The sequence below is a fragment of the Pseudomonas sp. SYWMCR5 genome (assembly GCF_057197165.1).
In genome coordinates this window covers 1-26076 of record NZ_JBXUNH010000007.1, presented here as the reverse complement: position 1 = coordinate 26076, position 26076 = coordinate 1, and the positions used below count along the sequence as shown (strand labels likewise).

At 57.2% G+C, this 26076-nt stretch carries 38 protein-coding genes; 4 read left to right on the top strand and 34 right to left on the bottom strand.

The features are described from left to right. Positions 1-7 precede the first annotated feature (7 nt). A complete protein-coding gene (locus AC2CGW_RS18315) occupies positions 8-640 on the bottom strand; it encodes a hypothetical protein (RefSeq protein WP_484574405.1) in 633 nt (210 codons plus the stop codon). A gap of 408 nt (positions 641-1048) precedes the next feature. Here AC2CGW_RS18315 and AC2CGW_RS18310 point away from each other — a divergent pair, with 408 nt between their 5' ends. From AC2CGW_RS18310 to AC2CGW_RS18300, 3 genes are all read left to right on the top strand, one after another. Continuing rightward, positions 1049-1798, top strand: coding sequence for a DUF2321 domain-containing protein (locus AC2CGW_RS18310; protein ID WP_484574404.1), 750 nt, complete (start codon positions 1049-1051; stop codon positions 1796-1798). A 250-nt stretch (positions 1799-2048) separates the two neighbouring features. After that, on the top strand, positions 2049-2834 hold the full coding sequence (locus tag AC2CGW_RS18305; RefSeq protein WP_484574403.1) for a hypothetical protein: 786 nt from the start codon (positions 2049-2051) through the stop codon (positions 2832-2834). Between the two features lie 692 nt (positions 2835-3526). After that, a protein-coding gene (locus AC2CGW_RS18300; protein ID WP_484574402.1) for an IS3 family transposase occupies positions 3527-4689 on the top strand; the annotation gives its coding sequence in 2 pieces (ribosomal slippage) (positions 3527-3782 and positions 3782-4689; 1164 coding nt in all). Positions 4690-4933: 244 nt separating this feature from the next. Here the strand turns inward: AC2CGW_RS18300 and AC2CGW_RS18295 are convergent. Together AC2CGW_RS18295 and AC2CGW_RS18290 are read right to left on the bottom strand one after the other, a co-directional pair. Then, positions 4934-5476 carry a single-stranded DNA-binding protein gene (locus tag AC2CGW_RS18295; RefSeq protein WP_186670260.1) on the bottom strand — a complete coding sequence of 181 codons (543 nt, stop codon included), beginning with the start codon at positions 5474-5476 and terminating at the stop codon, positions 4934-4936. 9 nt (positions 5477-5485) lie between these two features. Next, positions 5486-6880, bottom strand: a complete 1395-nt coding sequence (locus tag AC2CGW_RS18290; protein ID WP_186709491.1) for an MFS transporter — start codon at positions 6878-6880, stop codon at positions 5486-5488. A 129-nt stretch (positions 6881-7009) separates the two neighbouring features. Between AC2CGW_RS18290 and uvrA the strand changes: the two genes are divergently transcribed. After that, positions 7010-9844, top strand: coding sequence for an excinuclease ABC subunit UvrA (gene uvrA / locus AC2CGW_RS18285; RefSeq protein ID WP_186670256.1), 2835 nt, complete (start codon positions 7010-7012; stop codon positions 9842-9844). 66 nt (positions 9845-9910) lie between these two features. On the opposite strand, the gene bfr is transcribed toward uvrA, so the two are convergent. The 31 genes from bfr to AC2CGW_RS18130 all read right to left on the bottom strand — a co-directional run. Further along, positions 9911-10375 (bottom strand): bacterioferritin, encoded by a 465-nt coding sequence (bfr, locus tag AC2CGW_RS18280; RefSeq protein ID WP_063542481.1) that lies wholly within the window; start codon positions 10373-10375, stop codon positions 9911-9913. 165 nt (positions 10376-10540) lie between these two features. Further along, positions 10541-11980 carry a catalase gene (locus tag AC2CGW_RS18275; RefSeq protein ID WP_484574401.1) on the bottom strand — a complete coding sequence of 480 codons (1440 nt, stop codon included), beginning with the start codon at positions 11978-11980 and terminating at the stop codon, positions 10541-10543. Positions 11981-12152: 172 nt separating this feature from the next. Further along, positions 12153-12539 (bottom strand): 50S ribosomal protein L17, encoded by a 387-nt coding sequence (gene rplQ / locus AC2CGW_RS18270; protein ID WP_003255451.1) that lies wholly within the window; start codon positions 12537-12539, stop codon positions 12153-12155. A gap of 42 nt (positions 12540-12581) precedes the next feature. Beyond that, positions 12582-13583, bottom strand: coding sequence for a DNA-directed RNA polymerase subunit alpha (locus AC2CGW_RS18265; protein WP_003255452.1), 1002 nt, complete (start codon positions 13581-13583; stop codon positions 12582-12584). 22 nt (positions 13584-13605) lie between these two features. Continuing rightward, positions 13606-14226, bottom strand: coding sequence for a 30S ribosomal protein S4 (gene rpsD, locus AC2CGW_RS18260; protein WP_054893564.1), 621 nt, complete (start codon positions 14224-14226; stop codon positions 13606-13608). Positions 14227-14241: 15 nt separating this feature from the next. Further along, entirely contained in the window at positions 14242-14631 is a 390-nt protein-coding gene (rpsK, locus tag AC2CGW_RS18255; protein WP_003255454.1) for a 30S ribosomal protein S11, read from the bottom strand. Between the two features lie 18 nt (positions 14632-14649). Next, positions 14650-15006, bottom strand: coding sequence for a 30S ribosomal protein S13 (rpsM, locus tag AC2CGW_RS18250; RefSeq protein ID WP_003255457.1), 357 nt, complete (start codon positions 15004-15006; stop codon positions 14650-14652). Positions 15007-15137: 131 nt separating this feature from the next. Beyond that, positions 15138-15254, bottom strand: coding sequence for a 50S ribosomal protein L36 (gene rpmJ, locus AC2CGW_RS18245; RefSeq protein ID WP_011531897.1), 117 nt, complete (start codon positions 15252-15254; stop codon positions 15138-15140). Positions 15255-15282: 28 nt separating this feature from the next. Next, positions 15283-16614 carry a preprotein translocase subunit SecY gene (gene secY, locus AC2CGW_RS18240; protein WP_003255459.1) on the bottom strand — a complete coding sequence of 444 codons (1332 nt, stop codon included), beginning with the start codon at positions 16612-16614 and terminating at the stop codon, positions 15283-15285. After that, positions 16615-17049: a 50S ribosomal protein L15 gene (rplO, locus tag AC2CGW_RS18235; protein ID WP_054893563.1), complete on the bottom strand. Its 435-nt coding sequence runs from the start codon at positions 17047-17049 to the stop codon at positions 16615-16617. A gap of 3 nt (positions 17050-17052) precedes the next feature. Further along, complete coding sequence (rpmD, locus tag AC2CGW_RS18230) at positions 17053-17229, bottom strand: 50S ribosomal protein L30 (RefSeq protein ID WP_029614570.1); 177 nt, start codon at positions 17227-17229, stop codon at positions 17053-17055. Between the two features lie 2 nt (positions 17230-17231). Further along, a complete protein-coding gene (rpsE, locus tag AC2CGW_RS18225; RefSeq protein WP_003255465.1) occupies positions 17232-17732 on the bottom strand; it encodes a 30S ribosomal protein S5 in 501 nt (166 codons plus the stop codon). 3 nt (positions 17733-17735) lie between these two features. Continuing rightward, a complete protein-coding gene (gene rplR / locus AC2CGW_RS18220) occupies positions 17736-18086 on the bottom strand; it encodes a 50S ribosomal protein L18 (protein ID WP_023629183.1) in 351 nt (116 codons plus the stop codon). A gap of 10 nt (positions 18087-18096) precedes the next feature. Beyond that, on the bottom strand, positions 18097-18630 hold the full coding sequence (gene rplF, locus AC2CGW_RS18215; RefSeq protein WP_027594874.1) for a 50S ribosomal protein L6: 534 nt from the start codon (positions 18628-18630) through the stop codon (positions 18097-18099). Positions 18631-18642: 12 nt separating this feature from the next. Beyond that, positions 18643-19035 carry a 30S ribosomal protein S8 gene (gene rpsH / locus AC2CGW_RS18210; protein WP_186670252.1) on the bottom strand — a complete coding sequence of 131 codons (393 nt, stop codon included), beginning with the start codon at positions 19033-19035 and terminating at the stop codon, positions 18643-18645. Positions 19036-19244: 209 nt separating this feature from the next. Then, a complete protein-coding gene (rpsN, locus tag AC2CGW_RS18205; protein WP_013970638.1) occupies positions 19245-19550 on the bottom strand; it encodes a 30S ribosomal protein S14 in 306 nt (101 codons plus the stop codon). A gap of 13 nt (positions 19551-19563) precedes the next feature. Continuing rightward, entirely contained in the window at positions 19564-20103 is a 540-nt protein-coding gene (gene rplE, locus AC2CGW_RS18200; protein WP_186670250.1) for a 50S ribosomal protein L5, read from the bottom strand. A 20-nt stretch (positions 20104-20123) separates the two neighbouring features. Further along, the gene (gene rplX, locus AC2CGW_RS18195; RefSeq protein WP_003255476.1) at positions 20124-20438 is read right to left on the bottom strand and encodes a 50S ribosomal protein L24; all 315 of its coding nucleotides are present in this window, start codon (positions 20436-20438) and stop codon (positions 20124-20126) included. Between the two features lie 11 nt (positions 20439-20449). Continuing rightward, complete coding sequence (gene rplN, locus AC2CGW_RS18190) at positions 20450-20818, bottom strand: 50S ribosomal protein L14 (RefSeq protein WP_011063774.1); 369 nt, start codon at positions 20816-20818, stop codon at positions 20450-20452. A gap of 23 nt (positions 20819-20841) precedes the next feature. Beyond that, a complete protein-coding gene (rpsQ, locus tag AC2CGW_RS18185; RefSeq protein ID WP_023534981.1) occupies positions 20842-21108 on the bottom strand; it encodes a 30S ribosomal protein S17 in 267 nt (88 codons plus the stop codon). A 2-nt stretch (positions 21109-21110) separates the two neighbouring features. Continuing rightward, positions 21111-21302: a 50S ribosomal protein L29 gene (rpmC, locus tag AC2CGW_RS18180; RefSeq protein ID WP_002555481.1), complete on the bottom strand. Its 192-nt coding sequence runs from the start codon at positions 21300-21302 to the stop codon at positions 21111-21113. Further along, a complete protein-coding gene (gene rplP / locus AC2CGW_RS18175; protein ID WP_009397508.1) occupies positions 21302-21715 on the bottom strand; it encodes a 50S ribosomal protein L16 in 414 nt (137 codons plus the stop codon). Before rplP ends, rpmC begins: the two co-directional genes overlap by 1 nt. A 12-nt stretch (positions 21716-21727) precedes the next feature. Further along, positions 21728-22414 (bottom strand): 30S ribosomal protein S3, encoded by a 687-nt coding sequence (gene rpsC, locus AC2CGW_RS18170; protein WP_003255481.1) that lies wholly within the window; start codon positions 22412-22414, stop codon positions 21728-21730. Positions 22415-22427: 13 nt separating this feature from the next. Further along, positions 22428-22760, bottom strand: a complete 333-nt coding sequence (gene rplV / locus AC2CGW_RS18165) for a 50S ribosomal protein L22 (protein ID WP_003103908.1) — start codon at positions 22758-22760, stop codon at positions 22428-22430. An 11-nt stretch (positions 22761-22771) separates the two neighbouring features. Continuing rightward, positions 22772-23047 (bottom strand): 30S ribosomal protein S19, encoded by a 276-nt coding sequence (gene rpsS, locus AC2CGW_RS18160; protein WP_003255482.1) that lies wholly within the window; start codon positions 23045-23047, stop codon positions 22772-22774. A 16-nt stretch (positions 23048-23063) separates the two neighbouring features. Next, complete coding sequence (rplB, locus tag AC2CGW_RS18155) at positions 23064-23888, bottom strand: 50S ribosomal protein L2 (RefSeq protein WP_186670248.1); 825 nt, start codon at positions 23886-23888, stop codon at positions 23064-23066. A gap of 14 nt (positions 23889-23902) precedes the next feature. Further along, a complete protein-coding gene (rplW, locus tag AC2CGW_RS18150; RefSeq protein WP_003255484.1) occupies positions 23903-24202 on the bottom strand; it encodes a 50S ribosomal protein L23 in 300 nt (99 codons plus the stop codon). Then, positions 24199-24801 carry a 50S ribosomal protein L4 gene (gene rplD, locus AC2CGW_RS18145; protein ID WP_008089819.1) on the bottom strand — a complete coding sequence of 201 codons (603 nt, stop codon included), beginning with the start codon at positions 24799-24801 and terminating at the stop codon, positions 24199-24201. Before rplD ends, rplW begins: the two co-directional genes overlap by 4 nt. Positions 24802-24813: 12 nt before the next feature. Further along, positions 24814-25449, bottom strand: a complete 636-nt coding sequence (gene rplC / locus AC2CGW_RS18140) for a 50S ribosomal protein L3 (protein WP_054893562.1) — start codon at positions 25447-25449, stop codon at positions 24814-24816. An 81-nt stretch (positions 25450-25530) separates the two neighbouring features. After that, positions 25531-25842, bottom strand: a complete 312-nt coding sequence (gene rpsJ / locus AC2CGW_RS18135) for a 30S ribosomal protein S10 (RefSeq protein WP_003186070.1) — start codon at positions 25840-25842, stop codon at positions 25531-25533. A gap of 141 nt (positions 25843-25983) precedes the next feature. Further along, the coding region (locus tag AC2CGW_RS18130) for an EF-Tu C-terminal domain-related protein (protein ID WP_449118062.1) at positions 25984-26076 on the bottom strand (93 nt) is incomplete at its 5' end.

Sequence of the window (26076 nt, the reverse complement as noted above, 5' to 3'; positions counted from 1 at the left end):
CCACGCCCTACCACTCGCCATTATGATCCTGCTGGTCCATCTCTCCGAGCATGGAGTGAGTGCCATTCAGCATCAGAAATATGCTGTCCATTACCTCGCTGAGATGACGGACATTGACGTGGGCCAGGTCAGGGAGAGAGACCTCCCCCTTCATGTTCGTCGGATAGCGAAACGCAAACGACCGAGGATCTGCCTCATGGAGCTGGCTGATAAATTCTTCCATCGCCGTGTACTCGGCGTCATCCTCATCGGTGATCAGTACCTCCAAGTGCTGACGTAGTTCTTTCCAGAGCGGCATCAATTCATGGCGGTGATCATCTTTTGCGGGGGCCTCTGCAAGGCGACGGGCCAGTGGCAGAAGTAGTTTTAGCTGGAGTTCCAGGGCCTGGCGGTAGAGGAAAACCAATGGATAGATGACGGTGTCGAGAGACGTCCTCCGCTCAGCCAGAGCATACAAGAGCGCATCCGCAGCGTCTTTGTAGCCCAGGGCGTAAGTATCGAGCGGGAAGTGAGTCCAACCTAGCATGGCATTGTTTTGCCAATCATCACCTTGGATGAACAGCTGCTGGCCGGCAAAATTCGAAGGTGTCTTGTATTCACATAGACCACTGAAATCCGGCTTGCCCGCGTCTCGGCTCATCACTGACCTCCATGTTGTTGGCAATTAGCCAGCAGTATAGCTATGCCCCTACAAACAGGGGAACGACAGCCAGTCGCATGCTGGTAAACGGTGCCATTTCCAGCGAACGCTGCCGATTCAGCGAAGAGAGCGGCCTGCCCGCCTGACCATCCCACCCGCCCTGGATCCTCCCGCTCGGCGAGCGGGTCTTAGCGGGGGTACCCACCGTCAGTGATGAATCCGTTAGGTCAATGGTTATGCGGCTTTAGCTGCATTGCCGCCAAGCGGAGCCGCAGCTTGCAAATGCTATCGTGCGTCCGGCAAATTATGTTCGCTGCTCCGAGCGTGATGGCTGCACACGTCAGCGCGGCAAGTTAAATGGCCTGTACAAATCTAGATTTGTATTGCGCTCTGCATTGAGGAAGGTTAATGGGATACCACGACGCACAACAAGTCTGCTTGAACGGACATCAAATTACCGATTCGTACCATCAGTCGCCGGAGTTTCGAAAAAAGCATTGCTCCACGTGCGGTGCAGCGACAATCTATCAGTGCCAATCTTGCGGAGACGAAATTCGCGGCGACTATCATGTCGAAGGTGTCTTTGCCGTTGGTTTTTCCACGCCAGTACCGACGAATTGTGAGGGCTGCGGTCATGCCTTCCCCTGGGCACAGAAAAAGCAACTGCTCGCCGCCGCTACCTCGAGCCCTTCGAAAGACGGCTTCACGCTGCTTGAGCACATTTGCAGCCGCTTTCATCTGGTCGCAAAGCAACTTCGCACCAGGCACGCCGACCGCGAATCGCTCATCGTCAACGACGAGTATGACGTTCAAGATCTGCTGCACGCGCTGCTGAAGGTTCATTTCGACGATATTCGGCCCGAAGAATGGACCCCTAGCTATGCCGGGGCCAGTTCGAGAGTAGATTTCCTACTCAAGGAAGAACAGATCATTGTTGAAGTGAAAAAAACGAGGGAAACCCTCAAAGCTAAGCATGTCGGTGAGCAGCTGATCGTCGACATTCAGCGCTATCGATCACATCCCGACTGCAAAAAACTGATCTGCTTCGTCTATGATCCTGATGGTTGGGTAGCAAACCCTCGCGGGCTGGAAAGTGACTTATCACGCAAAGATGAGGAACTGGAAGTCAAGGTTCTCATTGTTCCAAAAGGACACTGATAACAGCCGGATTGGTCATATAGCCACCAAAGCAAGTCGGAGAATCACCATCTTGGTTCTCCTTGTGGCCAATCCACTCACTGCTTATGCATGCCAACCGATCGGGTTGTGCACTGAAAGCGCAAATTCTCCTTCATTGCTAGCGACCGCCCCTACCACTTGGGCCATCGCATCAAGGGAAACTTGATCCATTATTGCCCCCTTAGCAGAGGCATTTAAAATAAATCACCACTACAAAAAGGAAGTAGTCATGGCTTTTGACCCCCAAACAAGGATTACTGCAATCCTAAGATGCGGAGGAGTATGTCCAAATCCTTCTTGCAATATTTATTTGCTAGGTCCAACCCAGGGGGACACCTCGCATGCAAGCATTGTTGAGGGCGCACACATAATATCAGCCAGTGTTAACGGCCCTCGCCACGCCATAATCGATAATTATGACTCATTAGAAAACTGCATACCTCTTTGCAACAGCTGTCATTACGAAGTTGATCATAGTCAAAATGCAAACCACTACACAGCCGTGATGCTTAGGAAGTGGCGAGACGATGCCGAGCACATTGCCCATCAAAGAAAAGGTACCCCAGTACGGCCCCCCTATTACGACCCCGAAAAAGCGCGAGCAATTAGGAAAGAATTCAGCGCCAAACTTAGCGAAATAATAAACTCTATGTGGAACGATAATTTCGTCAAAACGGACTTAATTACGAGCAAAGGAATTCAAGGTATATCATACGGCACTAGGGGTTTTAATCCTGGCGGCTGGAACCATGATTCACCCACGCGTTCACCTGAGGATCGCATTGCTTTCCTGCAAGACGATCTTGTCAAAGCTATGCGGAATGTCATGGAAGTTTATCGAAAACGGCAGTGGGGCTCATACACCTGGATTGGGATATATGGTGTCGAGAGCTTCAAGGAGAATCCTTATGTAAGTGCCTTAGGAGAACAAGCAGATACATCGTATCGTGCCGAGTTCGCAAGTGCCCTAGAAGGCTTCAAACACTTAGCCTATCAATTCATAAATATTCAATAGACTTTGCACAACTTGCAAGACTCGCACTACCGGTCCATTACGATATACTAATGGACCGTGGCTACCGCCTCGAAGGCCCCAGCGGCCGGCCTCTTCCTGCTCTTAGGAGCAGGTCTAAAAAGCGAGAACATGCAGAAGGGCGACCCTCATCATTTCTTCGTTTCAACACCTTCGGCCTAGAGTCCCGCACGGTTAATTCTTTTATCTACTTAGATGGTTTCGCCCAATGATTCCGGGGTTTTTAGATTAACGAACTACCCGAGCGGGACACTAGCGCGTAAAGGGACATCAGAGCGCTCGCGATCTATGAGTGGCAACGGTCGGTTCAGCTGCGATTCATGCAAACCTGCAATCGAGGCGTTGTATTGCCAAGTAAGAAACTTTTCCAGCAACTGGGAATTTTCAGCCCTCAACGCCTGAGTCTCCGATTCGAGACGTGCAATCCGATCCCCCGCGATTTTTAAACATGATGGCTTAGGAGTTCGAACGACCTCCTCAGTCGCTCTCTTCTTAGCCTGAGTAAAAGCGCGTTTAATCTCATGATGGGAGGACAGCGACTGGCGAGTAGGACGCTTCCCAACCAGACCAGTCACTTTGTCGCAAAGCAACTCCCAATTTAATACCCCCTTGTAGTGGTCTACTAACCCCGGACACCCATTTAGGCGAGAATGCTCGCCACAGAGAGGTGTCCGATGACCAAGCAACGCCGTACCTTTACCCCTGAGTTCAAGCGCGAAGCTGCATGCCTGGTGCTCGATCAAGGCTACAGCCATGCCGAAGCGGCCCGCTCGCTCGGCTTGGTCGAATCAGCACTGCGCCGATGGGTTAATCAGCTTCAGCAGGAGCGCAGCGGCGTTACGCCGGCCAGCAAAGCACTGACGCCAGAGCAGCAAAAAATTCAAGAGTTGGAAGCCCGGATCGCGCGCCTTGAACGTGAGAAATCGATACTAAAAAAGGCTACCGCGCTCTTGATGTCGGAAGATCTCGAGCGTACGCGCTGATCCGCCAGCTCAGCGACCATGAGCCCGTTGATTGTTTGTGCGAAGTGTTCGAAGTCACTCGCTCAAGTTACTACGCACATCGTCACAGAAGGCGAACTCCGGACGTTGAACGACTGCGGTTGCGCAGTCGAGTGAGTGAGTTGTTCACCCGATATCGAAGTGCGCCGGGCAGCCGTACCATCATGGCAATGATGCAAGAAGAGGGTGAGCAAATCGGGCGGTTCAAGGTACGCCGTCTGATGCGTGAGCTGGCGTTGATCAGCAAGCAGCCAGGATCACATGCGTACAAAAAGGCCACAGTGGAGCGGCCAGATATTCCGAACACCTTGAACCGAGCGTTTGATGTGGAAGCGCCAAATCAGGTCTGGTGTGGAGACATCACTTACGTCTGGGCACAGGGAAAATGGCACTACCTGGCAGTTGTCCTGGACCTCTATGCACGCAGAGTGGTTGGCTGGGCCTTATCAGAAAAACCGGATGCAGACCTGGTGGTCAAAGCGCTGGACGTCGCTTACGAACAACGTGGAAAGCCTCAAGGATTACTGTTCCACTCCGACCAGGGATCGCAATATGGCAGCCGTCAGTTCCGCCAGAGACTGTGGCGCTACCGCATTCGCCAGAGCATGAGCCGCCGAGGCAACTGCTGGCATAATGCACCGGTGGAGCGTGTATTTCGCAGTTTGAAATCAGAGTGGATACCGACCACGGGCTACCTGACCGGGCAACAAGCTCAACGAGACATCGGCCAGTACCTGATGAGCCACTACAACTGGATCCGACCTCATCAGTTCAACGATGGACTGGCTCCGGCGAAAGCTGAAGAAAAACTCAAAACCGTGTCCGGGATGAGTTGACCACTACACATCCTCTCGCCATCGATAACTACGCAGGACCTCTCCCCTTCCCTGAAGGTGAAGTTTTTGACTTTCGCCACCCTAGCCGGTGTGACTGATAAATTCTTTACAACCATGACCAACTATCCTCCCGGCCAAGTATGACCGTCTAATTTTTACTTATTTTGGGCATAGAAAAAGCCCCAGGGGCTTAGCACCTGGGGCTTTGGGAGAAAAACTTTACAGTTTAGGTCTCAGCTATATCCTAGAACGGAATATCGTCATCGAAGCTGTCGAAATCAGCGGCAGGCTGCGGAGCTGGCTGCTGCGGCGCTGGACGCTGTTGCGCCTGCTGCGGACGCGGCGCCTGCTGGCGTGGTGCCTGGTTGTACTGTTGCTGCTGGCCACCACCCTGGTTGTAGTTGCCGCCACCCTGGTTGTACTGATCACCGCCCTGCCCCTGCGGACGACCGCCGAGCAGCTGCATGGTGCCCTGCATGTCGACGATGATCTCGGTCGTGTAGCGCTTGATGCCGTCCTTTTCCCACTCGCGGGTCTGCAGCTTGCCCTCGATGTAGCACTGCGAACCCTTGCGCAGGTACTCGCCAGCGATCTCGGCAACCTTGCCGAACAGCGAGACACGGTGCCATTCGGTGCGCTCGACCTTTTGCCCCGACTGCTTGTCGGTCCACTGCTCGCTGGTGGCCAGGCTCAGGTTGGTCACGGCGTTACCGTTGGGCAGGTAGCGGACTTCGGGATCCTGGCCGCAAGTACCAACCAGAATGACTTTGTTAACCCCACGGGCCATAACGTTCTCCTAGGCTTCGCACGCCGTCGGGGCTGGGTTCACCAGACGCTCGAGGGTCGCACGGTCCAAAATTTTCGTATCCAGTTTGATATAGATGGCGGCTTCTTCTGCCACCACCACGGCGTCGGTCACACCCGGCACAGCCATCAGGCGCTCGGTCAATCCGGCTTCCCGAACCGCCTCCGGTGTCAGCGGCATGCGCAGGCTGGTGACGTACGGCGGTTCGTTCATGCCCAGGGCAGATACCAGCCAGATACCACACAGTACAGCACATCCCAGGAACACCATGCCCAGGCCACCGTGCTGGTACAACCAGCCACCGATGATTCCTCCCAGCGCGGCACCCAGGAACTGGCTCGTGGAGTAGACCCCCATGGCCGTTCCCTTGCCGCCGGCGGGCGACACCTTGCTGACCAGCGAAGGCAAGGATGCCTCCAGCAGGTTGAAGGCGGTAAAGAATATCACGGTGCCGGTCACCAGTCCGCGCAAGTTGTCAGCCCATTGCCAGAAGAACACCTCGATCAGCAGCAGCACAATGACCGCACCAACCAACACGCGTTTCATCTTGCGCTTCTTTTCGCCGTAGATGATGAACGGCACCATTGCAAAAAATGAGATGAGCAACGCGGTCAGGTATACCCACCAGTGCTCTTCCTTGGGCAGGCCGCCACGCTCGACGAACGCCAGCGGCAATGCCACGAAGCTCGCCATGAGGATCGCATGGAGGATGAAAATGCTCAGGTCCAGGCGCAGAAGGTCCGGATTACGCAGGGTCGGGCCGAGCGCCTGGCGTGCGACACCAGACTCGCGGTGCTGCAGCGCACTGTGCGCACTGGGCACGACGAAGGCGATCAGGGCGATGCCGACCACGGCAAGTCCTGCAGTGGCGAGGAACAATCCCGACAACCCGAAGGCGCTTGTCAGCAGCGGCCCTATCACCATCGCCACCGCGAACGACAGGCCGATGCTCATGCCGATCATGGCCATGGCCTTGGTGCGATGCTGCTCACGGGTGAGGTCGGAGAGCAAGGCCATGACCGCTGCGGAAATCGCCCCCGCGCCCTGCAGGATGCGTCCGGCGATCACGCCCCAGATCGAATCGGCCTGGGCCGCCAGCAAGCTGCCAAGGGCGAAGATCACCAAGCCCAGGTAGATCACCGGACGGCGACCGATGCGGTCGGAAATCACCCCGAACGGAATCTGCAGCACGGCTTGCGTCAGACCGTAGGCGCCAATGGCCAGGCCGATCAGCGCGGGCGTGGCACCGGCGAGGTCCATGCCATAGGTGGCCAGCACGGGCAGGACCATGAACATGCCCAGCATACGAAAGGCAAAGACCAGGGCAAGGCCGCCTGCGGCGCGGGTTTCGCTGCCACTCATGCGCTCGTTGTGGGTGTCGTGCATGGATAAACCTCGTGTGAACCGGCGGCGATTCTATCAGTCCGACGGCTAGACGGCATCTACGCGACGCTTTGCCGCGTAGTGGCAGCGCGCCGTATACTTCCTTGTTTATGCCCGCCAAGCGAGGCCGTAGTGGACAAGATCCTGATCCGTGGGGCACGTACCCACAACCTGAAGAACATCGACCTGACCCTGCCCCGGGACAAACTGATCGTGATCACCGGTCTGTCCGGTTCCGGCAAGTCGTCCCTGGCCTTCGACACACTCTACGCCGAAGGCCAACGCCGCTATGTGGAGTCGCTGTCGGCCTATGCCCGGCAATTTTTGTCGATGATGGAAAAGCCCGATGTCGACACCATCGAAGGCCTGTCACCGGCGATCTCCATCGAGCAGAAGTCGACCTCGCACAACCCGCGTTCGACCGTTGGCACCATCACCGAAATCTACGATTACCTGCGCCTGCTCTATGCCCGCGTCGGTACGCCACGCTGCCCGGACCACGACATTCCGCTGGAAGCGCAAACGATCAGCCAGATGGTCGACCTGGTGCTCGAGCAACCCGAAGGCAGCAAGCTGATGCTGCTGGCACCCGTGGTGCGCGAGCGCAAGGGAGAGCACCTGGCGGTGTTCGATGAGCTGCGCGCCCAGGGCTTCGTTCGTGCGCGGGTCAACGGCAAGTTGTACGAACTCGACGAGTTGCCCAAGCTCGACAAGCAGAAGAAACACAGCATCGATGTGGTGGTCGACCGCTTCAAGGTGCGCAACGACCTGCAGCAGCGCCTGGCCGAGTCCTTCGAGACCGCCCTCAAGCTGGCCGACGGTATCGCCCTGGTGGCGCAGATGGATGACGAAAGCGCCGAGGACATGATCTTCTCCGCGCGCTTCGCCTGCCCAGTCTGCGGCCATGCGATCAGCGAGCTCGAACCCAAGCTGTTCTCCTTCAACAACCCGGCTGGCGCCTGCCCGACCTGCGACGGCCTGGGCGTGAAGCAGTACTTCGACACCAAGCGCCTGGTCAACAACGAGCTGACCCTGGCCGAAGGCGCGATCCGTGGCTGGGACCGACGCAACGTCTACTACTTCCAGATGCTCGGCTCGCTGGCGGCGCATTACGGCTTCAGCCTCGACGAGCCGTTCGGCCAGCTCTCGGCCGATCACCAGAAGGTGATCCTGCAGGGCAGCGGCAAGCAAAGCGTCGACTTCAAGTACCTCAACGACCGCGGCGACATCGTCAAGCGCTCGCACCCCTTCGAAGGCATCGTGCCGAACCTGGAGCGGCGCTACCGCGAGACGGAGTCGGCGACTGTGCGCGAGGAGCTGGCCAAGTTCCTTGGCACCCAACCGTGCCCGGACTGCCGCGGCACCCGTCTGCGCCGCGAAGCACGCCATGTATGGGTGGGCGAAAAAACCCTGCCGGCCGTGACCAACCTGCCGATCGGCGATGCCAGCGAGTACTTTGCCACCCTGACGCTGAGCGGTCGGCGCGGAGAGATTGCAGCGAAGATTCTCAAGGAAATCTGCGAGCGCCTGCAGTTCCTGGTCAACGTCGGCCTGGACTACCTCACCCTCGACCGCAGCGCCGAAACCCTTTCGGGCGGCGAGGCCCAGCGGATCCGTCTGGCCAGCCAGATTGGCGCCGGCCTGGTGGGGGTGATGTACATCCTCGACGAGCCGTCGATCGGCCTGCACCAACGTGACAACGACCGCTTGCTGGCCACCCTCAACCACCTGCGCGACCTGGGCAACACGGTGATCGTGGTAGAGCACGACGAGGATGCCATTCGCCTGGCCGACTATGTCGTCGACATCGGCCCGGGCGCCGGGGTGCATGGTGGACAGATCGTCGCCGAAGGCTCGCCGCAGGAAGTCATGGCGCACCCCGACTCGGTGACCGGCATGTACCTGTCAGGCCGCAAGAAGATCGCCGTGCCGGCCAAACGCACGCCTCGCAACAAGAAGCTGTCGCTCAAGCTCAAGGGCGCGCGCGGCAACAACCTGCAGAACGTCGACCTTGAAGTGCCGATCGGCCTGCTGACCTGCGTCACCGGTGTGTCCGGCTCGGGCAAATCGACACTGATCAACAACACCCTGTTCCCCTTGGCCGCCACCGCGCTCAATGGTGCCAGCAGCCTGGAAGCAGCAGCGCACACCAGCATGGACGGCCTGCAACACCTGGACAAGGTAGTCGACATCGACCAGAGCCCGATCGGCCGCACACCGCGCTCGAACCCGGCCACCTATACCGGGATCTTCACTCCGATCCGCGAACTGTTCGCTGGCGTGCCCGAGTCGCGCTCGCGAGGTTATGGCCCGGGGCGCTTCTCGTTCAACGTCAAGGGCGGGCGCTGCGAAGCGTGCCAGGGCGATGGCCTGATCAAGGTGGAAATGCACTTCCTGCCGGATATCTACGTGCCGTGTGATGTGTGCAAGAGCAAGCGCTACAACCGCGAAACCCTGGAGATCAAGTACAAGGGCAAGAACATCCACGAGGTCCTGGAAATGACCATCGAGGACGCCCGCGAGTTCTTCGACGCGGTACCGGCGTTGGCGCGCAAGCTGCAGACGCTGATGGACGTGGGCCTTTCGTACATCAAGTTGGGGCAATCGGCGACGACGCTTTCGGGCGGCGAGGCGCAGCGGGTGAAGCTGTCGCGCGAGCTGTCCAAGCGCGATACCGGCAAGACCCTCTACATCCTGGATGAGCCAACCACCGGCCTGCACTTCGCCGACATCCAGCAACTGCTGGACGTGCTGCATCGCCTGCGCGACCACGGCAACACGGTGGTGGTGATCGAGCACAACCTGGACGTGATCAAGACCGCCGACTGGCTGGTGGACCTGGGGCCGGAAGGTGGCTCGAAGGGAGGCCAGATCATTGCCAGCGGCACGCCCGAGGAACTGGCCAAGATGAAGCAGTCGTATACCGGGCATTACCTCAAGCCCTTGCTGGAACGCGATCGGGCCTGACGAAAAAAGCCCCTGACATGCAAATGCCAGGGGCTTTTCTCTATATGCGTGCCCTCTGCAGGGACGTTACATCTGCGATTGCAGGTAGTTCTGCAGCCCGATGGATTTGATCAGGCCCTGCTGCTTCTCCAGCCAGTAGGTGTGATCTTCCTCGGTGTCGGCCAGTTGCGCGCGCAGGATATCGCGGCTGATGTAGTCCTTGTGCAGCTCGCACAACTCGATGCCTTTGCACAATGCGGCGCGGACCTTGTACTCAAGGCGCAGGTCGGCAGCGATCATGTCCGGCACGGTGGTGCCCACGTCGAGGTCATCCGGGCGCATGCGCGGGGTGCCTTCGAGCATGAGAATGCGACGAATCAGGGCATCGGCGTGCTGCGCCTCTTCTTCCATCTCGTGGTTGATACGTTCGTAGAGCTTGGCCAGGCCCCAGTCTTCGTACATGCGCGAGTGGATGAAGTATTGGTCACGTGCCGCCAGTTCGCCCGTCAGCAACGTGTTGAGGTAATCGATTACGTCCGGGTGACCTTGCATCGCCCTGATTCTCCCTGAGTGAAAGCTTGATAGGGAGATAGTGTGAACCATGATTTCTTCAAGGTCACTGAAAAATGCGCAATTTGTGTGAAAAAAGCGGGCAAACCGTAGTGATTTTCATTGAAAAACCGCCCAAATGAGGGCGGTTCTCCTTATCACTTCGACTTAGGCGAGCTTGATGCCCAAGGCCTTGGCAATCCCCTCGCCGTAAGCGGGATCTGCCTTGAAGAAGTGCTGCAACTGACGCTGCACCACATCGTCGCTGACGCCTTTCAGGGTGCCGGCAATGTTGTCGATCAACAGCGCTTGCTGCTCGGCGTTCATCAGGCGGAACAGCGCACCAGCGTGGCTGTAGTAGTCATTGTCTTCGCGGTGGTCGTAACGATCCGCCGCCCCCTTGAGGGCCAGCGCAGGCTCGGCGTGACGGGGCGACTGCTTGGGCGCATCGGCGTAGCTGTTCGGCTCGTAGTTCGGAGCGCTGCCGTAGCTGCCCATGCTCATCGCACCATCGCGTTGGTAGCTGTGCACCGGGCTACGTGGCGCGTTCACCGGCAAATGCTGGTGGTTGGTGCCAATGCGGTAGCGGTGAGCATCGGCGTAGGCAAATACGCGCCCCTGCAGCATGCGGTCTGGAGACAGGCCAACACCTGGCACCATATTGCTCGGCCCGAACGCGGCCTGCTCGACTTCGGCGAAGTAGTTGAGTGGGTTGCGATTGAGTTCCAGCACACCCACCTCGATCAGCGGGTAGTCCTTCTGCGACCAGGTCTTGGTGACGTCGAAGGGGTTTTCGGCGCGGGTGGCTGCCTCTTCTTCACTCATCACCTGGATGCAGACGGTCCAGCGTGGGTAGTCGCCACGATCGATCGCTTCGAACAGGTCACGTTGTGCGTAATCCGGATCGGTACCGGCGATACGTGCCGCATCGGCCGGGGCCAGGTTCTTGATGCCTTGCTGGGTCTTGAAGTGCCACTTGACCCAGGTACGCTGGCCATCCGCACTCAGCAGACTGTAGGTATGGCTGCCGAAACCGTGCATGTGGCGGTAGCCGTCCGGAATACCACGGTCAGAGAACAGGATGGTGACCTGGTGCAGCGCCTCGGGCGAATGCGACCAGAAGTCCCACATCATCTGGGCGTTCTTCAGGTTGGTCTGCGGGTGACGCTTCTGGGTATGGATAAAGTCCGGGAATTTCAGCGGATCGCGAATGAAGAACACGGGGGTATTGTTGCCGACGATGTCCCAGTTACCTTCCTCGGTGTAAAACTTGACGGCAAAACCGCGCGGGTCACGCTCGGTGTCGGCCGAACCACGCTCGCCGCCGACCGTGGAGAAGCGCAGGAAGGTTTCGGTCTGCTTGCCAATGCTCTCGAACAGGCGGGCGCTGGTGTATTGGGTGATGTCTCGAGTAACGGTGAAGGTGCCGTAAGCGCCCGAGCCCTTGGCGTGCACGCGGCGCTCAGGGATGTTCTCGCGGTTGAAGTGGGCCAGCTTCTCGATCAGATGGAAGTCGTCGAGCAGCAACGGGCCGCGCGGGCCTGCCGAACGGGAATTCTGGTTATCGGCTACAGGTGCACCGCTGGCGGTAGTAAGAATCTTGCTCATGGGCTCTCCTTATCGGTCTCGAAACGCCGGCTAATCGGCTTGAGAGCAAGTATGGATGGGCAACATGACAAGATCTAATTTATAGATATGCTTATATCGATAGTTTTTTACAATTCATGTAAACACAAAAAACCGGGCACTAGGCCCGGTTTCTTGTAGCAGACGGAACGTCTTACTCGGCAGCTTCTACAGCACCACCGACCGGACGATCAACCAGCTCGACGTACGCCATAGGCGCGTTGTCGCCAGCGCGGAAACCGCACTTCAGGATGCGCAGGTAGCCGCCCTGACGGGTGGCGTAACGCTTGCCCAGGTCGTTGAACAGCTTGCCAACAGCGGATTTCGAACGGGTACGGTCGAAAGCCAGACGACGGTTGGCGACGCTATCTTCCTTGGCCAGGGTGATCAGCGGCTCGGCAACGCGGCGCAGTTCCTTGGCTTTCGGCAGGGTGGTTTTGATCAGCTCGTGCTCGATCAACGACACTGCCATGTTCTGGAACATAGCCTTGCGGTGAGAGCTGGTACGGCTCAGGTGACGTCCACTTTTACGATGACGCATGATTCATTCCTTACCAAACACTACGTTCGGTGATTACGACGATCAGGCAGTCGCCTTGTCGTCTTTCTTAAGACTTGCAGGCGGCCAGTTGTCGAGGCGCATGCCGAGAGACAGACCACGGGAGGCCAGGACGTCCTTGATTTCAGTCAGGGACTTCTTGCCCAGGTTAGGAGTCTTCAACAGCTCTACTTCGGTACGCTGAATCAGGTCGCCGATGTAGTAGATGTTCTCCGCCTTGAGGCAGTTGGCCGAACGTACAGTCAGTTCCAGGTCGTCAACCGGGCGCAGCAGGATCGGATCGATCTCGTCTTCCTGCTCGACCACGACCGGCTCGCTGTCACCTTTGAGGTCGACGAACGCGGCCAGCTGCTGTTGCAGGATGGTCGCGGCACGACGAATGGCCTCTTCAGGGTCCAGGGTGCCGTTGGTTTCCAGATCGATGACCAGCTTGTCCAGGTTGGTACGCTGTTCAACACGGGCGTTCTCGACCACGTAGGCGATACGACGCACCGGGCTGAACGAAGCGTCCAGCTGAAGACGGCCAATGCTGCGGCTTTCATCTTCGTCAGTCTGACGGGAATCGGCCGGCTCGTAACCGCGACCACGAGCTACGGTGAGCTTCATGTTCAGGGCGCCGTTGGACGCCAGGTTCGCGATTACGTGATCGGGATTGACGATCTCGACATCGTGATCCAGCTGAATATCGGCAGCGGTAACCACCCCCGAACCCTTTTTCGACAAGGTCAGCGTAACTTCGTCACGACCGTGCAGCTTGATCGCCAGGCCTTTGAGGTTCAACAGGATTTCAATGACGTCTTCCTGTACACCTTCGATCGCGGAGTACTCATGGAGTACGCCATCGATCTCGGCCTCGACTACTGCACAGCCAGGCATGGAGGACAACAGGATGCGACGCAGCGCGTTGCCCAGGGTATGGCCGAAACCACGCTCGAGAGGCTCGAGCGTGATCTTGGCGCGGGTTGGACTGACTACCTGCACGTCGATGTGACGGGGAGTCAGGAACTCATTTACCGAAATCTGCATGGATGCACCTATTTTCTAGCCCTTACTTGGAGTAGAGCTCGACAATCAGGTTTTCGTTGATGTCGGCGGACAGATCACTGCGAGCAGGAACGTTCTTGAAAACGCCCGACTTTTTAGCGGAATCAACGTCTACCCACTCAACGCGGCCACGCTGGGCGCACAGTTCAAGGGCTTGAACAATGCGCAGCTGGTTCAGCGACTTCTCACGAACCGCGACCACGTCACCCGGACGAACTTGGTAGGATGGAATGTTTACGGTCTTGCCGTTGACGCTGATCGCTTTGTGCGAAACCAGCTGACGGGATTCGGAACGAGTCGAACCGAAGCCCATACGGTAAACGACGTTGTCCAGGCGGCATTCCAGCAGTTGCAGCAGGTTCTCACCAGTAGCGCCTTTTTTCGAGGCTGCGACTTGGTAGTAACCGCGGAACTGGCGCTCCAGGACACCGTAGATACGGCGGACTTTTTGTTTCTCGCGCAGCTGGGTACCGTAGTCGGACTGACGGCCACGGCGCTGGCCGTGGATACCTGGGGCTGCTTCGATGTTGCACTTCGATTCCAGAGCGCGAACGCCGCTCTTCAGGAACAGGTCAGTGCCTTCACGGCGAGACAGTTTGCATTTTGGACCAATGTAACGTGCCATTTATCTGTCTCCTGATTACACGCGACGCTTCTTCGGCGGACGGCACCCGTTATGCGGGATTGGCGTCACGTCGGTGATGCTGGCGATCTTGTAGCCGCAGCTGTTCAGTGCACGAACGGCGGACTCACGACCTGGGCCTGGACCCTTGACGTTGACGTCGAGGTTCTTCAGACCGTATTCCAGCGCAGCTTGACCAGCACGCTCAGCAGCGATCTGGGCTGCGAACGGGGTGGATTTGCGCGAACCACGGAAACCCGAACCACCGGAGGTCGCCCAGGACAAAGCATTGCCCTGACGGTCGGTGATGGTCACGATGGTGTTGTTGAAAGACGCATGGATGTGGGCGATGCCATCAACCACTGTCTTTTTGACTTTTTTACGAGGACGAGCAGCAGGTTTTGCCATGTCTATATTCCTGGGCGATTACTTGCGGATCGGCTTACGCGGGCCCTTACGGGTGCGTGCGTTGGTCTTGGTGCGCTGACCGCGAACCGGCAGACCTTTACGATGACGCAGGCCGCGGTAGCAACCCAGGTCCATCAAGCGCTTGATCTTCATGTTGATGTCACGACGCAGGTCACCTTCGGTGGTGAACTTCGCAACTTCGCCACGCAGGGTTTCGATTTGCTCGTCGCTCAGATCCTTGATCTTAGCGGCTGGATTTACACCAGCGTCTGCACAGATTTTCTGTGCAGTTGTGCGACCGACACCATAGATGTAGGTCAGCGAGATAACAGTATGCTTGTTATCTGGAATGTTGACGCCTGCAATACGGGCCATTCAGTGGGACTCCAATTGACAGCTACCTACGCCCCGGAAGCCAAGAAATAGGGCGCGAGATAATATCGCTGTAGAAACGAATAATCAACCCAGCAGCACACTAGCTGCTGGGTTTGAAGCGCAGATCACACTCAGCCTTGGCGCTGCTTGTGACGCGGTTCCGCGCTGCAGATCACGCGCACGATACCTTCGCGACGAATGATCTTGCAGTTGCGGCACAGCTTTTTCACCGATGCACGAACTTTCATTACCGACTCCTCGAACCTTAGGGGTCTATCAGCGCAGCAGGCCGCTGCCACCGTAGCCTTTCAGGTTGGCTTTCTTCATCAGGGATTCGTACTGGTGCGAAACGAGGTGCGATTGTACTTGGGACATGAAGTCCATCACAACCACTACCACAATCAGCAACGAGGTCCCGCCAAGGTAGAACGGCACGTTTGCTGCCACCACCAGGAACTGGGGCAGAAGGCAGACGGCCATCATGTAAAGAGCACCGAACATGGTCAGACGAGTCAGAACGCCATCAATGTAGCGCGCCGACTGCTCACCAGGACGGATACCCGGAATAAAGGCACCGGACTTCTTCAGGTTTTCCGCTACGTCTTTCGGGTTGAACATCAACGCTGTGTAGAAGAAGCAGAAGAAGATGATCCCTGCACTAAACAGCAGAATGTTCAACGGCTGACCAGGAGCGATCGACTGCGAGATGTCCTGCAGCCAGCCCATACCTTCGGACTGACCGAACCAGGCACCCAGCGAAGCCGGGAACAGCAAGATGCTGCTCGCGAAAATGGCAGGAATGACGCCCGCCATGTTCACTTTCAGCGGCAAGTGGCTGGTCTGCGCAGCGAAGACCTTGCGGCCCTGCTGACGCTTGGCGTAGTGAACGGCGATACGACGCTGACCACGCTCAATGAACACCACGAAACCGATAATCGCTACTGCAAGCAAACCGATAGCGACCAGGGCGAAGATGTTGATATCGCCTGTGCGCGCAGACTCGAAAGACTGCCCGATTGCTCTCGGAAGACCGGCAACGATACCTGCGAAGATCAACATCGAGATACCGTTGCCCACACCGCGCTCGGTGATCTGCTCGCCGAGCCACATCATGAACATTGCGCCAGCCACGAAAGTGGAGACGGCAACGACATGGAAGCCCAGGCCTGCAGAAAACGCCACGCCCTGGTTGGCCAGGCCAATGGACATGCCAATGGCTTGAACCAGCGCCAGGATAACGGTGCCGTAGCGGGTGTACTGGCTGATCTTGCGACGGCCAGCTTCACCTTCCTTCTTCAACTGCTCCAGTTGAGGGCTGACTGCGGTCATGAGCTGCATGATGATCGATGCCGAGATGTACGGCATGATCCCCAGTGCAAAGATGCTCATGCGCTCCAGCGCACCACCGGAAAACATGTTGAACAAGCTAAGAATGGTCCCCTCATTCTGTCGAAACAGATCCGCCAGACGGTCTGGATTGATGCCAGGCACCGGGATATGTGCGCCGATCCGATAGACGATGATCGCCATGAACAGAAAGCGCAGACGAGCCCAGAGTTCCGACATCCCGCCCTTACCGAGCGAAGAGAGAGCACCTTGCTTAGCCATTTATTCCTCGAACTTGCCGCCAGCTGCTTCGATAGCCGCACGCGCACCTTTGGTGACGGCGATGCCCTTGATAGTGACTGCGCGAGTGACTTCGCCGGACAGCATGATTTTCACACGCTGTACATGCTGGCCAATCACGTTGGCGTCTTTCAGGGACTGTACGGAGATCACGTCGCCTTCCACCTTGGCCAGCTCGGACAGACGCACTTCAGCGCGGTCCATGGCTTTCAGGGAAACGAAGCCGAACTTCGGCAGACGACGGTGCAGCGGCTGTTGACCGCCTTCGAAGCCCGGAGCGATGGTGCCACCGGAACGGGAGGTCTGACCTTTGTGACCGCGGCCACCAGTCTTGCCCAAACCGCTACCGATACCACGACCCGGACGATGCTTCTCGCGACGGGAACCCGGCGCTGGACTCAGATCATTGAGTTTCATCGATTAACCCTCGACGCGCAGCATGTAGTAAGCCTTGTTGATCATCCCGCGATTCTCGGGAGTATCCTGGACTTCTACAGTGTGACCGATGCGACGCAGACCCAGGCCTTTAACGCACAGGATGTGGTTAGGCAGACGGCCGGCGGTGCTCTTGATCAGCGTTACTTTTACGGTTGCCATGATCAGAAGATCTCCTCAACACTCTTGCCGCGCTTGGCAGCAATGGACTCAGGAGATTGCATGGCTTTCAGACCCTTGAAGGTGGCGTAAACCACGTTCACTGGGTTGGTCGAACCGTAGCACTTGGCCAGAACGTTCTGGACACCAGCAACTTCCAGGACAGCACGCATTGCGCCGCCGGCGATGATACCGGTACCTTCCGAAGCAGGCTGCATGTAAACCTTCGAGGCGCCGTGGGCAGCCTTGGTGGCGTACTGCAGGGTGGTGCCCTTCAGGTCAACCTGGATCATGTTGCGACGGGCAGCTTCCATGGCTTTCTGGATCGCGGCAGGTACTTCGCGCGATTTGCCACGGCCGAAGCCGACGCGACCTTTGCCATCACCTACCACGGTCAGCGCGGTGAAGGTGAAGATACGGCCGCCTTTAACGGTTTTAGCAACGCGGTTAACTTGAACCAGCTTCTCGATGTAGCCTTCGTCGCGCTTTTGATCGTTATTTGCCATAACTTAGAACTCCAGTCCGCCTTCACGAGCAGCATCGGCCAGCGCCTTGACGCGACCATGGTACTTGAAGCCGGAACGGTCAAAGGCAACTTGAGATACACCGGCGGCTTTCGCACGCTCAGCTACCAGCTTGCCAACCTTAGTGGCCGCGTCGATGTTGCCGGTGGCGCCATCACGCAGTTCTTTGTCCAAGGTCGAGGCGCTTGCCAGAACCTTGCTGCCGTCGGCCGAAATGACCTGGGCATAGATGTGCTGCGAGGAGCGGAACACGCACAGACGCACGGCTTCGAGCTCGTGCATTTTCAGGCGTGCTTTGCGAGCGCGACGCAGTCGAATAACTTTTTTGTCGGTCATTTGCTAGGCCCTACTTCTTCTTGGCTTCTTTACGACGGACTACTTCGTCCGCGTAACGCACACCCTTGCCTTTGTAAGGCTCTGGCGGACGGAAATCGCGGATTTCAGCGGCCACCTGACCCACCAGCTGCTTGTCGATACCCTTGATCAGGATGTCGGTCTGGCTTGGGGTTTCAGCGGTGATACCGGCTGGCAGTTCGTAGTCCACTGGATGCGAGAAGCCCAGAGCCAGGTTCAGGATGGTGCCCTTGGCCTGTGCCTTGTAACCAACACCGACCAGCTGGAGCTTGCGCTCGAAGCCTTGGCTTACGCCCTGGACCATGTTGTTCACCAGAGCACGGGTGGTACCGGCCATGGCGCGAGCTTGCTGGTCACCGTTGCGAGCGACGAAGCGCAGCTCGCCAGACTCTTCGGTAACTTCAACAGACGAGTGAACGTTCAGTTCGAGAGTGCCCTTGGCACCCTTCACCGAAAGCTGCTGGCCGGCGAATTTGACTTCGACACCGGATGGCAGCTTAACGGGGTTCTTAGCGACGCGAGACATGCCTATCTCCCCTTAGAACACTGTGCACAGAACTTCGCCACCGACACCGGCAGCGCGCGCAGCGCGATCAGTCATCACACCTTTGTTGGTGGAGACGATAGACACGCCCAGACCGCCACGTACTTTCGGCAGGTCAGAGACGGACTTGTACTGGCGCAGGCCTGGACGGCTGGAGCGCTTCAGTTCCTCGATGACCGGACGGCCTTCGAAGTACTTCAGTTCGATCGACAGGGAAGGCTTGACTTCGCCACTGACCTGGTAGCCAGCGATGTAACCTTCGTCCTTCAGAACTTTGGCAACCGCGACCTTCAGAGTGGAGGAAGGCATGCTTACGACGGACTTTTCAGCCATCTGGGCATTACGGATGCGAGTTAGCATGTCCGCTAACGGGTCCTGCATACTCATGGGCTAGATGCTCCTGATACAAGAATTATTAGCCTTGCGGCTATCACAACCACCTGACCGCCCCGGGCAAAAAACCCAGGCTCAGGTGAGCCGGTCATTCTAGACACAAGACAGAAACGAAACAAGCCCCACGAGGGGGCTTGTTTGTTGGCGATGTCACCGGCGGTCGGAAGATTGCTCCCCCTACGCCGGGATCACACCTGCAGCTATTACCAGGAGGCCTTGACCAGACCTGGTACGTCACCGCGCATTGCAGCTTGACGCAGCATGTTACGGCCCAGGCCGAACTTACGGTAAACACCGTGAGGACGACCGGTCAGGCGGCAACGGTTGCGCAGGCGCGAGGCGCTGGCATCACGAGGCTGCTTCTGCAGAGCGACAACGGCAGCGAAACGCTCTTCTGGAGAGGCGTTCAGGTTGACGATGGTCGCTTTCAGCTCGGCACGCTTTTTGGCGTACTTGGCTACCGTGAGCTGACGCTTCAGCTCGCGGTTTTTCATGCTCTTCTTGGCCATTTTCCTACTCCAATCAGTTGCGGAACGGGAACTTGAATGCACGCAGCAGAGCGCGGCCTTCGTCGTCCGAACGAGCAGTGGTGGTCAGGGTGATGTCCAAACCGCGCAGAGCATCGATCTTGTCGTAGTCGATTTCCGGGAAGATGATCTGCTCTTTCACGCCCATGCTGTAGTTGCCACGGCCATCGAAGGACTTGGCATTCAGGCCGCGGAAGTCGCGAACCCGAGGCAGGGAGATCGCCAGCAGGCGGTCCAGGAATTCGTACATCTTGTCGCTACGCAGGGTCACCTTGACGCCGATCGGCCAGCCTTCACGGACTTTGAAGCCCGCGATGGATTTACGAGCGAAAGTCACGACCGGCTTTTGACCGGTGATCTTTTCCAGGTCGGCAACTGCGTGCTCGATGACTTTCTTGTCGCCGATCGCTTCGCCCAGACCCATGTTCAGGGTGATCTTGGTAACGCGCGGAACTTCCATCACGTTCGACAGCTTAAGTTCTTCCTTAAGCTTGGGAGCGATTTCGTTCCGGTACATCTCTTTCAGTCGTGCCATGGTCTTCTACCTAGCAGTGTTCAAGCATCAACCGCTTTTTGGGTCGACTTGAAGACACGAATTTTCTTACCGTCTTCTACTTTGAAACCAACGCGGTCAGCCTTGTTGGTTTCGCCATTGAAGATGGCAACGTTGGAAGCGTGCAGAGGCGCTTCTTTCTCGACGATACCGCCCTGAACGCCTGCCATCGGGTTCGGCTTGGTATGACGCTTGACCAGGTTGACACCACCGATGACCAGACGGTCATCAGCGAGAACCTTCAGCACCTTACCGCGCTTACCCTTGTCTTTGCCGGCGATCACGATGATCTCGTCGTCACGACGAATCTTTTGCATGTCGGATCTCCTTACAGCACTTCAGGGGCGAGCGAGACGATCTTCATGAACTTCTCGTTACGAAGTTCACGGGTCACTGGCCCGAAGATGCGGGTACCGATCGGCTCTTGCTTGTTGTTCAGCAGAACAGCAGCGTTGCCGTCGAAACGAATGATGGAACCGTCAGCGCGACGTACACCGTGACGGGTACGGACGACAACAGCGGTCATCACCTGGCCTTTCTTGACCTTACCGCGAGGAATCGCTTCCTTGACGGTAACTTTGATGATGTCACCGATGCCAGCGTAACGGCGGTGCGAACCGCCGAGCACCTTGATGCACATGACGCGACGAGCGCCGCTGTTATCGGCCACATCGAGCATGGATTGAGTCTGAATCATAAAATTTCTCCGACCCCTAGCCCTTAGACTTCAACAGCGCGTTCGAGGACTTCAACCAGTGCCCAGGACTTGGTCTTGGCCAGCGGACGAGTTTCGGTGATCGAAACCTTGTCGCCGATCTTGCACTGATTGGTTTCGTCGTGCGCGTGCAGCTTAGTCGAACGCTTAACGTATTTACCGTAGATCGGGTGCTTTACGCGACGCTCGATCAGAACGGTGATGGTCTTGTCCATTTTGTCGCTGACGACACGGCCAGTCAGCGTACGGACGGTTTTTTCAGCTTCAGCCATGATCACTTACCTGCCTGCTGGTTGAGCACAGTTTTCACGCGAGCGATGTCACGCTTAACTTGCGAGAGCAGGTGCGACTGCCCCAACTGGCCAGTTGCTTTCTGCATACGCAGATTGAACTGGTCGCGCAGCAAGCCGAGCAGTTGCTCATTCAGTTGCTGTGCCGATTTTTCACGAAGTTCATTCGCTTTCATCACATCACCGTCCGCTTAACAAAGGAGGTGGCGAGAGGCAGCTTTGCAGCAGCCAGGGCGAAAGCTTCGCGCGCCAGCTCTTCAGAAACACCCTCGATCTCGTACAGGACTTTGCCTGGCTGGATCTGGGCAACCCAGTACTCCACGGAACCCTTACCTTTACCCATACGAACCTCGAGAGGCTTCTTGGTAACCGGCTTGTCCGGGAATACACGGATCCAGATCTTGCCGCCACGTTTTACGTGACGGGTCAGGGCACGACGTGCCGACTCGATCTGGCGAGCGGTGAGGCGACCGCGAGCGACAGCTTTCAGAGCGAACTCGCCGAAGCTGACCTTGCTACCGCGCAGTGCCAGACCACGGTTGTGGCCGGTCATCTGCTTGCGGAATTTTGTACGCTTTGGTTGCAACATTTGGCGTACCCCTTACTTAGCAGCTTTTTTACGAGGCGCTGGTGCTTGCGGCTTCAGCTCTTCCTGGCGACCACCAATCACTTCGCCTTTGAAGATCCAAACCTTGACACCGATCACACCGTAGGTGGTGTGAGCTTCGTAGGTGTTGTAGTCGATATCGGCACGCAGGGTGTGCAGAGGCACACGACCTTCGCGATACCACTCGGTACGGGCGATCTCGGCACCGCCAAGACGACCGCTCACCTGGATCTTGATGCCCTTGGCACCAATACGCATGGCGTTCTGTACGGCGCGCTTCATGGCGCGACGGAACATAACGCGGCGCTCCAGCTGCTGGGCAACGCTTTGCGCAACCAGCATGGCGTCGAGTTCCGGCTTGCGGATCTCTTCGATGTTGATGTGCACAGGCACACCCATCTGCTTGGTCAGGTCCTGACGCAGCTTCTCGACATCCTCACCCTTCTTGCCGATAACGATACCGGGACGAGCGGTGTGGATGGTGATGCGTGCAGTTTGAGCCGGACGATGAATATCGATACGGCTTACGGACGCGCTTTTTAGTTTGTCTTGGAGGTACTCACGCGTTTTCAGATCCTTCAACAGGTAATCTGCGTAAGTAGCACCGTCTGCGTACCAGACGGAGGTGTGCTCCTTGACGATTCCCAGGCGAATGCCAGTGGGATGTACTTTCTGACCCATCTGATCGACTCCGTTACTTGTCCGCAACCTTGACAGTGATATGGCAAGACCGCTTGACGATGCGATCAGCGCGGCCTTTGGCACGCGGCATGATGCGCTTCAGCGAACGCCCTTCGTTGACGAAAACGGTGCTGACCTTCAGGTCATCCACGTCTGCGCCTTCGTTGTGTTCGGCGTTGGCAACGGCCGACTCGAGGACTTTCTTCATGATTTCAGCGGCTTTTTTGCTGCTGAAGGCCAACAGGTTGAGCGCTTCGCCCACCTTCTTCCCGCGGATCTGGTCGGCGACCAAGCGGGCTTTCTGGGCGGAGATTCGAGCGCCCGACAACTTAGCGGCTACTTCCATTTCCTTACCCCTTAACGCTTGGCTTTCTTGTCAGCCACGTGCCCGCGATAGGTGCGGGTACCGGCGAACTCGCCCAGTTTGTGGCCGACCATGTCTTCGTTCACGAGAACTGGGACGTGTTGGCGACCGTTGTGTACCGCGATGGTCAGACCGACCATTTGTGGCAGGATCATCGAACGGCGCGACCAGGTTTTCACTGGCTTGCGATCATTCTTCTCCACCGCCACTTCGACCTTCTTCAGCAGGTGAAGATCGATAAAAGGACCTTTTTTCAGAGAACGTGGCACTGTCGTATCCCTCTAGTTACTTGCGACGACGGACGATCATGTTGTCGGTACGCTTATTACCACGGGTCTTCGCACCCTTGGTTGGGAAGCCCCATGGCGATACCGGATGACGACCACCGGAGGTACGACCTTCACCACCACCATGTGGGTGGTCAACCGGGTTCATGGCAACACCACGAACGGTCGGGCGAACGCCGCGCCAGCGTTTAGCACCTGCTTTACCCAGCGAACGCAGGCTGTGCTCGGAGTTCGAGACTTCGCCCAGGGTCGCACGGCACTCAGCCAGTACTTTACGCATCTCACCAGAGCGCAGACGCAGAGTCACGTATGCACCTTCACGCGCGATCAGCTGAGCCGAAGCACCAGCGGAACGAGCAATTTGCGCACCTTTACCCGGCTTCAGTTCGATGCCGTGAACGGTGCTACCTACTGGGATGTTGCGCAGTTGCAGGGAGTTACCGGCCTTGATTGGGGCCAGGGCACCTGCGATCAGCTGGTCGCCAGCACTCACGCCTTTAGGGGCGATGATGTAGCGACGCTCACCGTCTGCGTAGCACAGCAGGGCGATGTGAGCAGTACGGTTCGGGTCGTATTCGACGCGCTCGACAGTGGCTGGAATGCCATCTTTGTCGTTGCGACGGAAGTCGACCAGACGGTAATGCTGCTTGTGACCACCACCAACGTGACGAGTGGTAATGCGGCCATTGTTGTTACGACCACCAGACTTCGATTTCTTCTCGAGCAGCGGTGCGTGAGGAGCGCCTTTGTGCAGCTCCTTGTTGACCACCTTGACCACGAAACGGCGGCCAGGGGAAGTCGGTTTGCATTTAACGATTGCCATGATGCACCCCTTCCTTACTCAGCACTGCTGCTGAAATCGAGATCTTGGCCTGGCTGAAGGGAGACGATCGCCTTCTTCCAGTCATTACGCTTGCCCAGACCACGTGCGGTACGCTTGGTTTTACCCAGAACGTTGACAGTCGACACGTTTTCAACTTTTACGTTGAACAGGCCTTCGACAGCTTTCTTGATTTCCAGCTTGGTTGCATCGGTAGCAACCTTGAATACGAACTGGCCTTTCTTCTCAGCCAGAACGGTAGCCTTCTCGGAAACGTGCGGGCCAAGGAGGACTTTGAATACGCGTTCCTGGTTCATCCCAGCAGCTCCTCGAATTTCTTCACGGCCGAGACAGTGATCAACACTTTCTCGTAGGCGATCAGGCTGACCGGGTCGGAACCTTGAACGTCACGTACGTCGACGTGCGGCAGGTTACGAGCAGCCAGGTACAGATTCTGATCAACTGCGTCCGAAACGATCAGTACGTCGTTCAGGCCCATGCCGTTCAGCTTGTTCAGCAGGTCTTTGGTTTTCGGCGCTTCAACAGCGAAGTCCTGAACCACAACCAGACGATCGCTACGCACCAGCTCGGCGAGGATGGAGCGCAGGGCTGCGCGATACATCTTCTTGTTGAGCTTCTGCGAGTGATCCTGAGGGCGAGCTGCGAAGGTTACACCACCGCCACGCCAGATCGGACCACGAGTGGTACCGGCACGAGCACGGCCAGTACCCTTCTGACGCCATGGGCGCTTACCGCCACCGGCTACGTCAGAGCGGGTCTTCTGCTGCTTGGTGCCCTGACGGCCGCCGGCCATGTAGGCCACGACTGCTTGGTGTACCAGCGTCTCGTTGAATTCGCCACCGAAAGTCAGTTCGGAAACTTCGATCGCCTGAGCGTCATTTACATTGAGTTGCATGTCAGTTTCCCCTTAACCGCGAGCCTTGACAGCCGGACGCACAACCACGTCGCCGCCAGTAGCGCCTGGAACGGCACCCTTGATCAGCAGCAGGTTGCGTTCAGCGTCTACGCGTACTACTTCCAGGGACTGTACAGTCACGCGCTCAGCGCCCATGTGACCGGACATCTTCTTGCCCTTGAATACACGACCAGGAGTCTGGCACTGGCCGATGGAGCCAGGGACACGGTGCGATACGGAGTTACCGTGGGTGTTATCCTGACCACGGAAGTTCCAACGCTTGATGGTACCGGCGAAGCCTTTACCTTTGGACTGACCGGTTACGTCTACCAGCTGGCCTGCAGTGAAGAGTTCAGCTTTGATCAGATCGCCAGCCTGGAAATCGCCTTCTTCAAGACGGAACTCCCAAACACCGCGACCAGCGGCAACGTTAGCCTTGGCGAAGTGACCTGCCTGAGCGGCAGTCACACGCGAAGCACGACGCTCGCCGACAGTGACTTGCACTGCACGGTAGCCATCGGTTTCTTCAGTTTTGAACTGGGTGACGCGATTCGGCTCGATCTCAATGACCGTGACCGGAATGGAGACACCTTCTTCGGTGAAAATGCGGGTCATACCGCACTTGCGACCGACTACACCAATAGTCATGTTGTAAACCTCATGAGTGTACGGGGCTTTCACCCGCTATGGCCGCCCATTTCAGAGCGTTACACGACTCAGACCGAAGTCTTAGCCGAGGCTGATCTGCACTTCCACACCTGCCGCGAGATCAAGCTTCATCAGCGCATCAACGGTTTTATCCGTTGGCTGGACGATGTCCAGAACGCGCTTATGAGTGCGAATCTCGTACTGGTCACGCGCGTCTTTGTTGACGTGCGGGGAGACCAGAACGGTGAAACGCTCTTTGCGGGTAGGCAGTGGAATTGGACCACGCACTTGTGCACCAGTACGTTTCGCGGTTTCCACGATTTCCTGGGTGGATTGGTCGATCAGGCGATGGTCGAAAGCCTTCAACCTGATACGGATTTGCTGATTTTGCATTGGATTTCAGACTCCAGGCTGTTCCCAACGGACGCACTACGCCCGCTAAAAGGAGGCGTGATTCTATAGACGCCCCTATTTAGTGTCAACCCAATAAAAAAAACCCCCGCTAAGCGGGGGTTTTTTCAATCGGTCGAGTGATTACTCGATGATTTTGGCTACGACGCCGGCGCCGACGGTACGACCGCCTTCACGGATGGCGAAGCGCAGACCGTCTTCCATTGCGATGGTCTT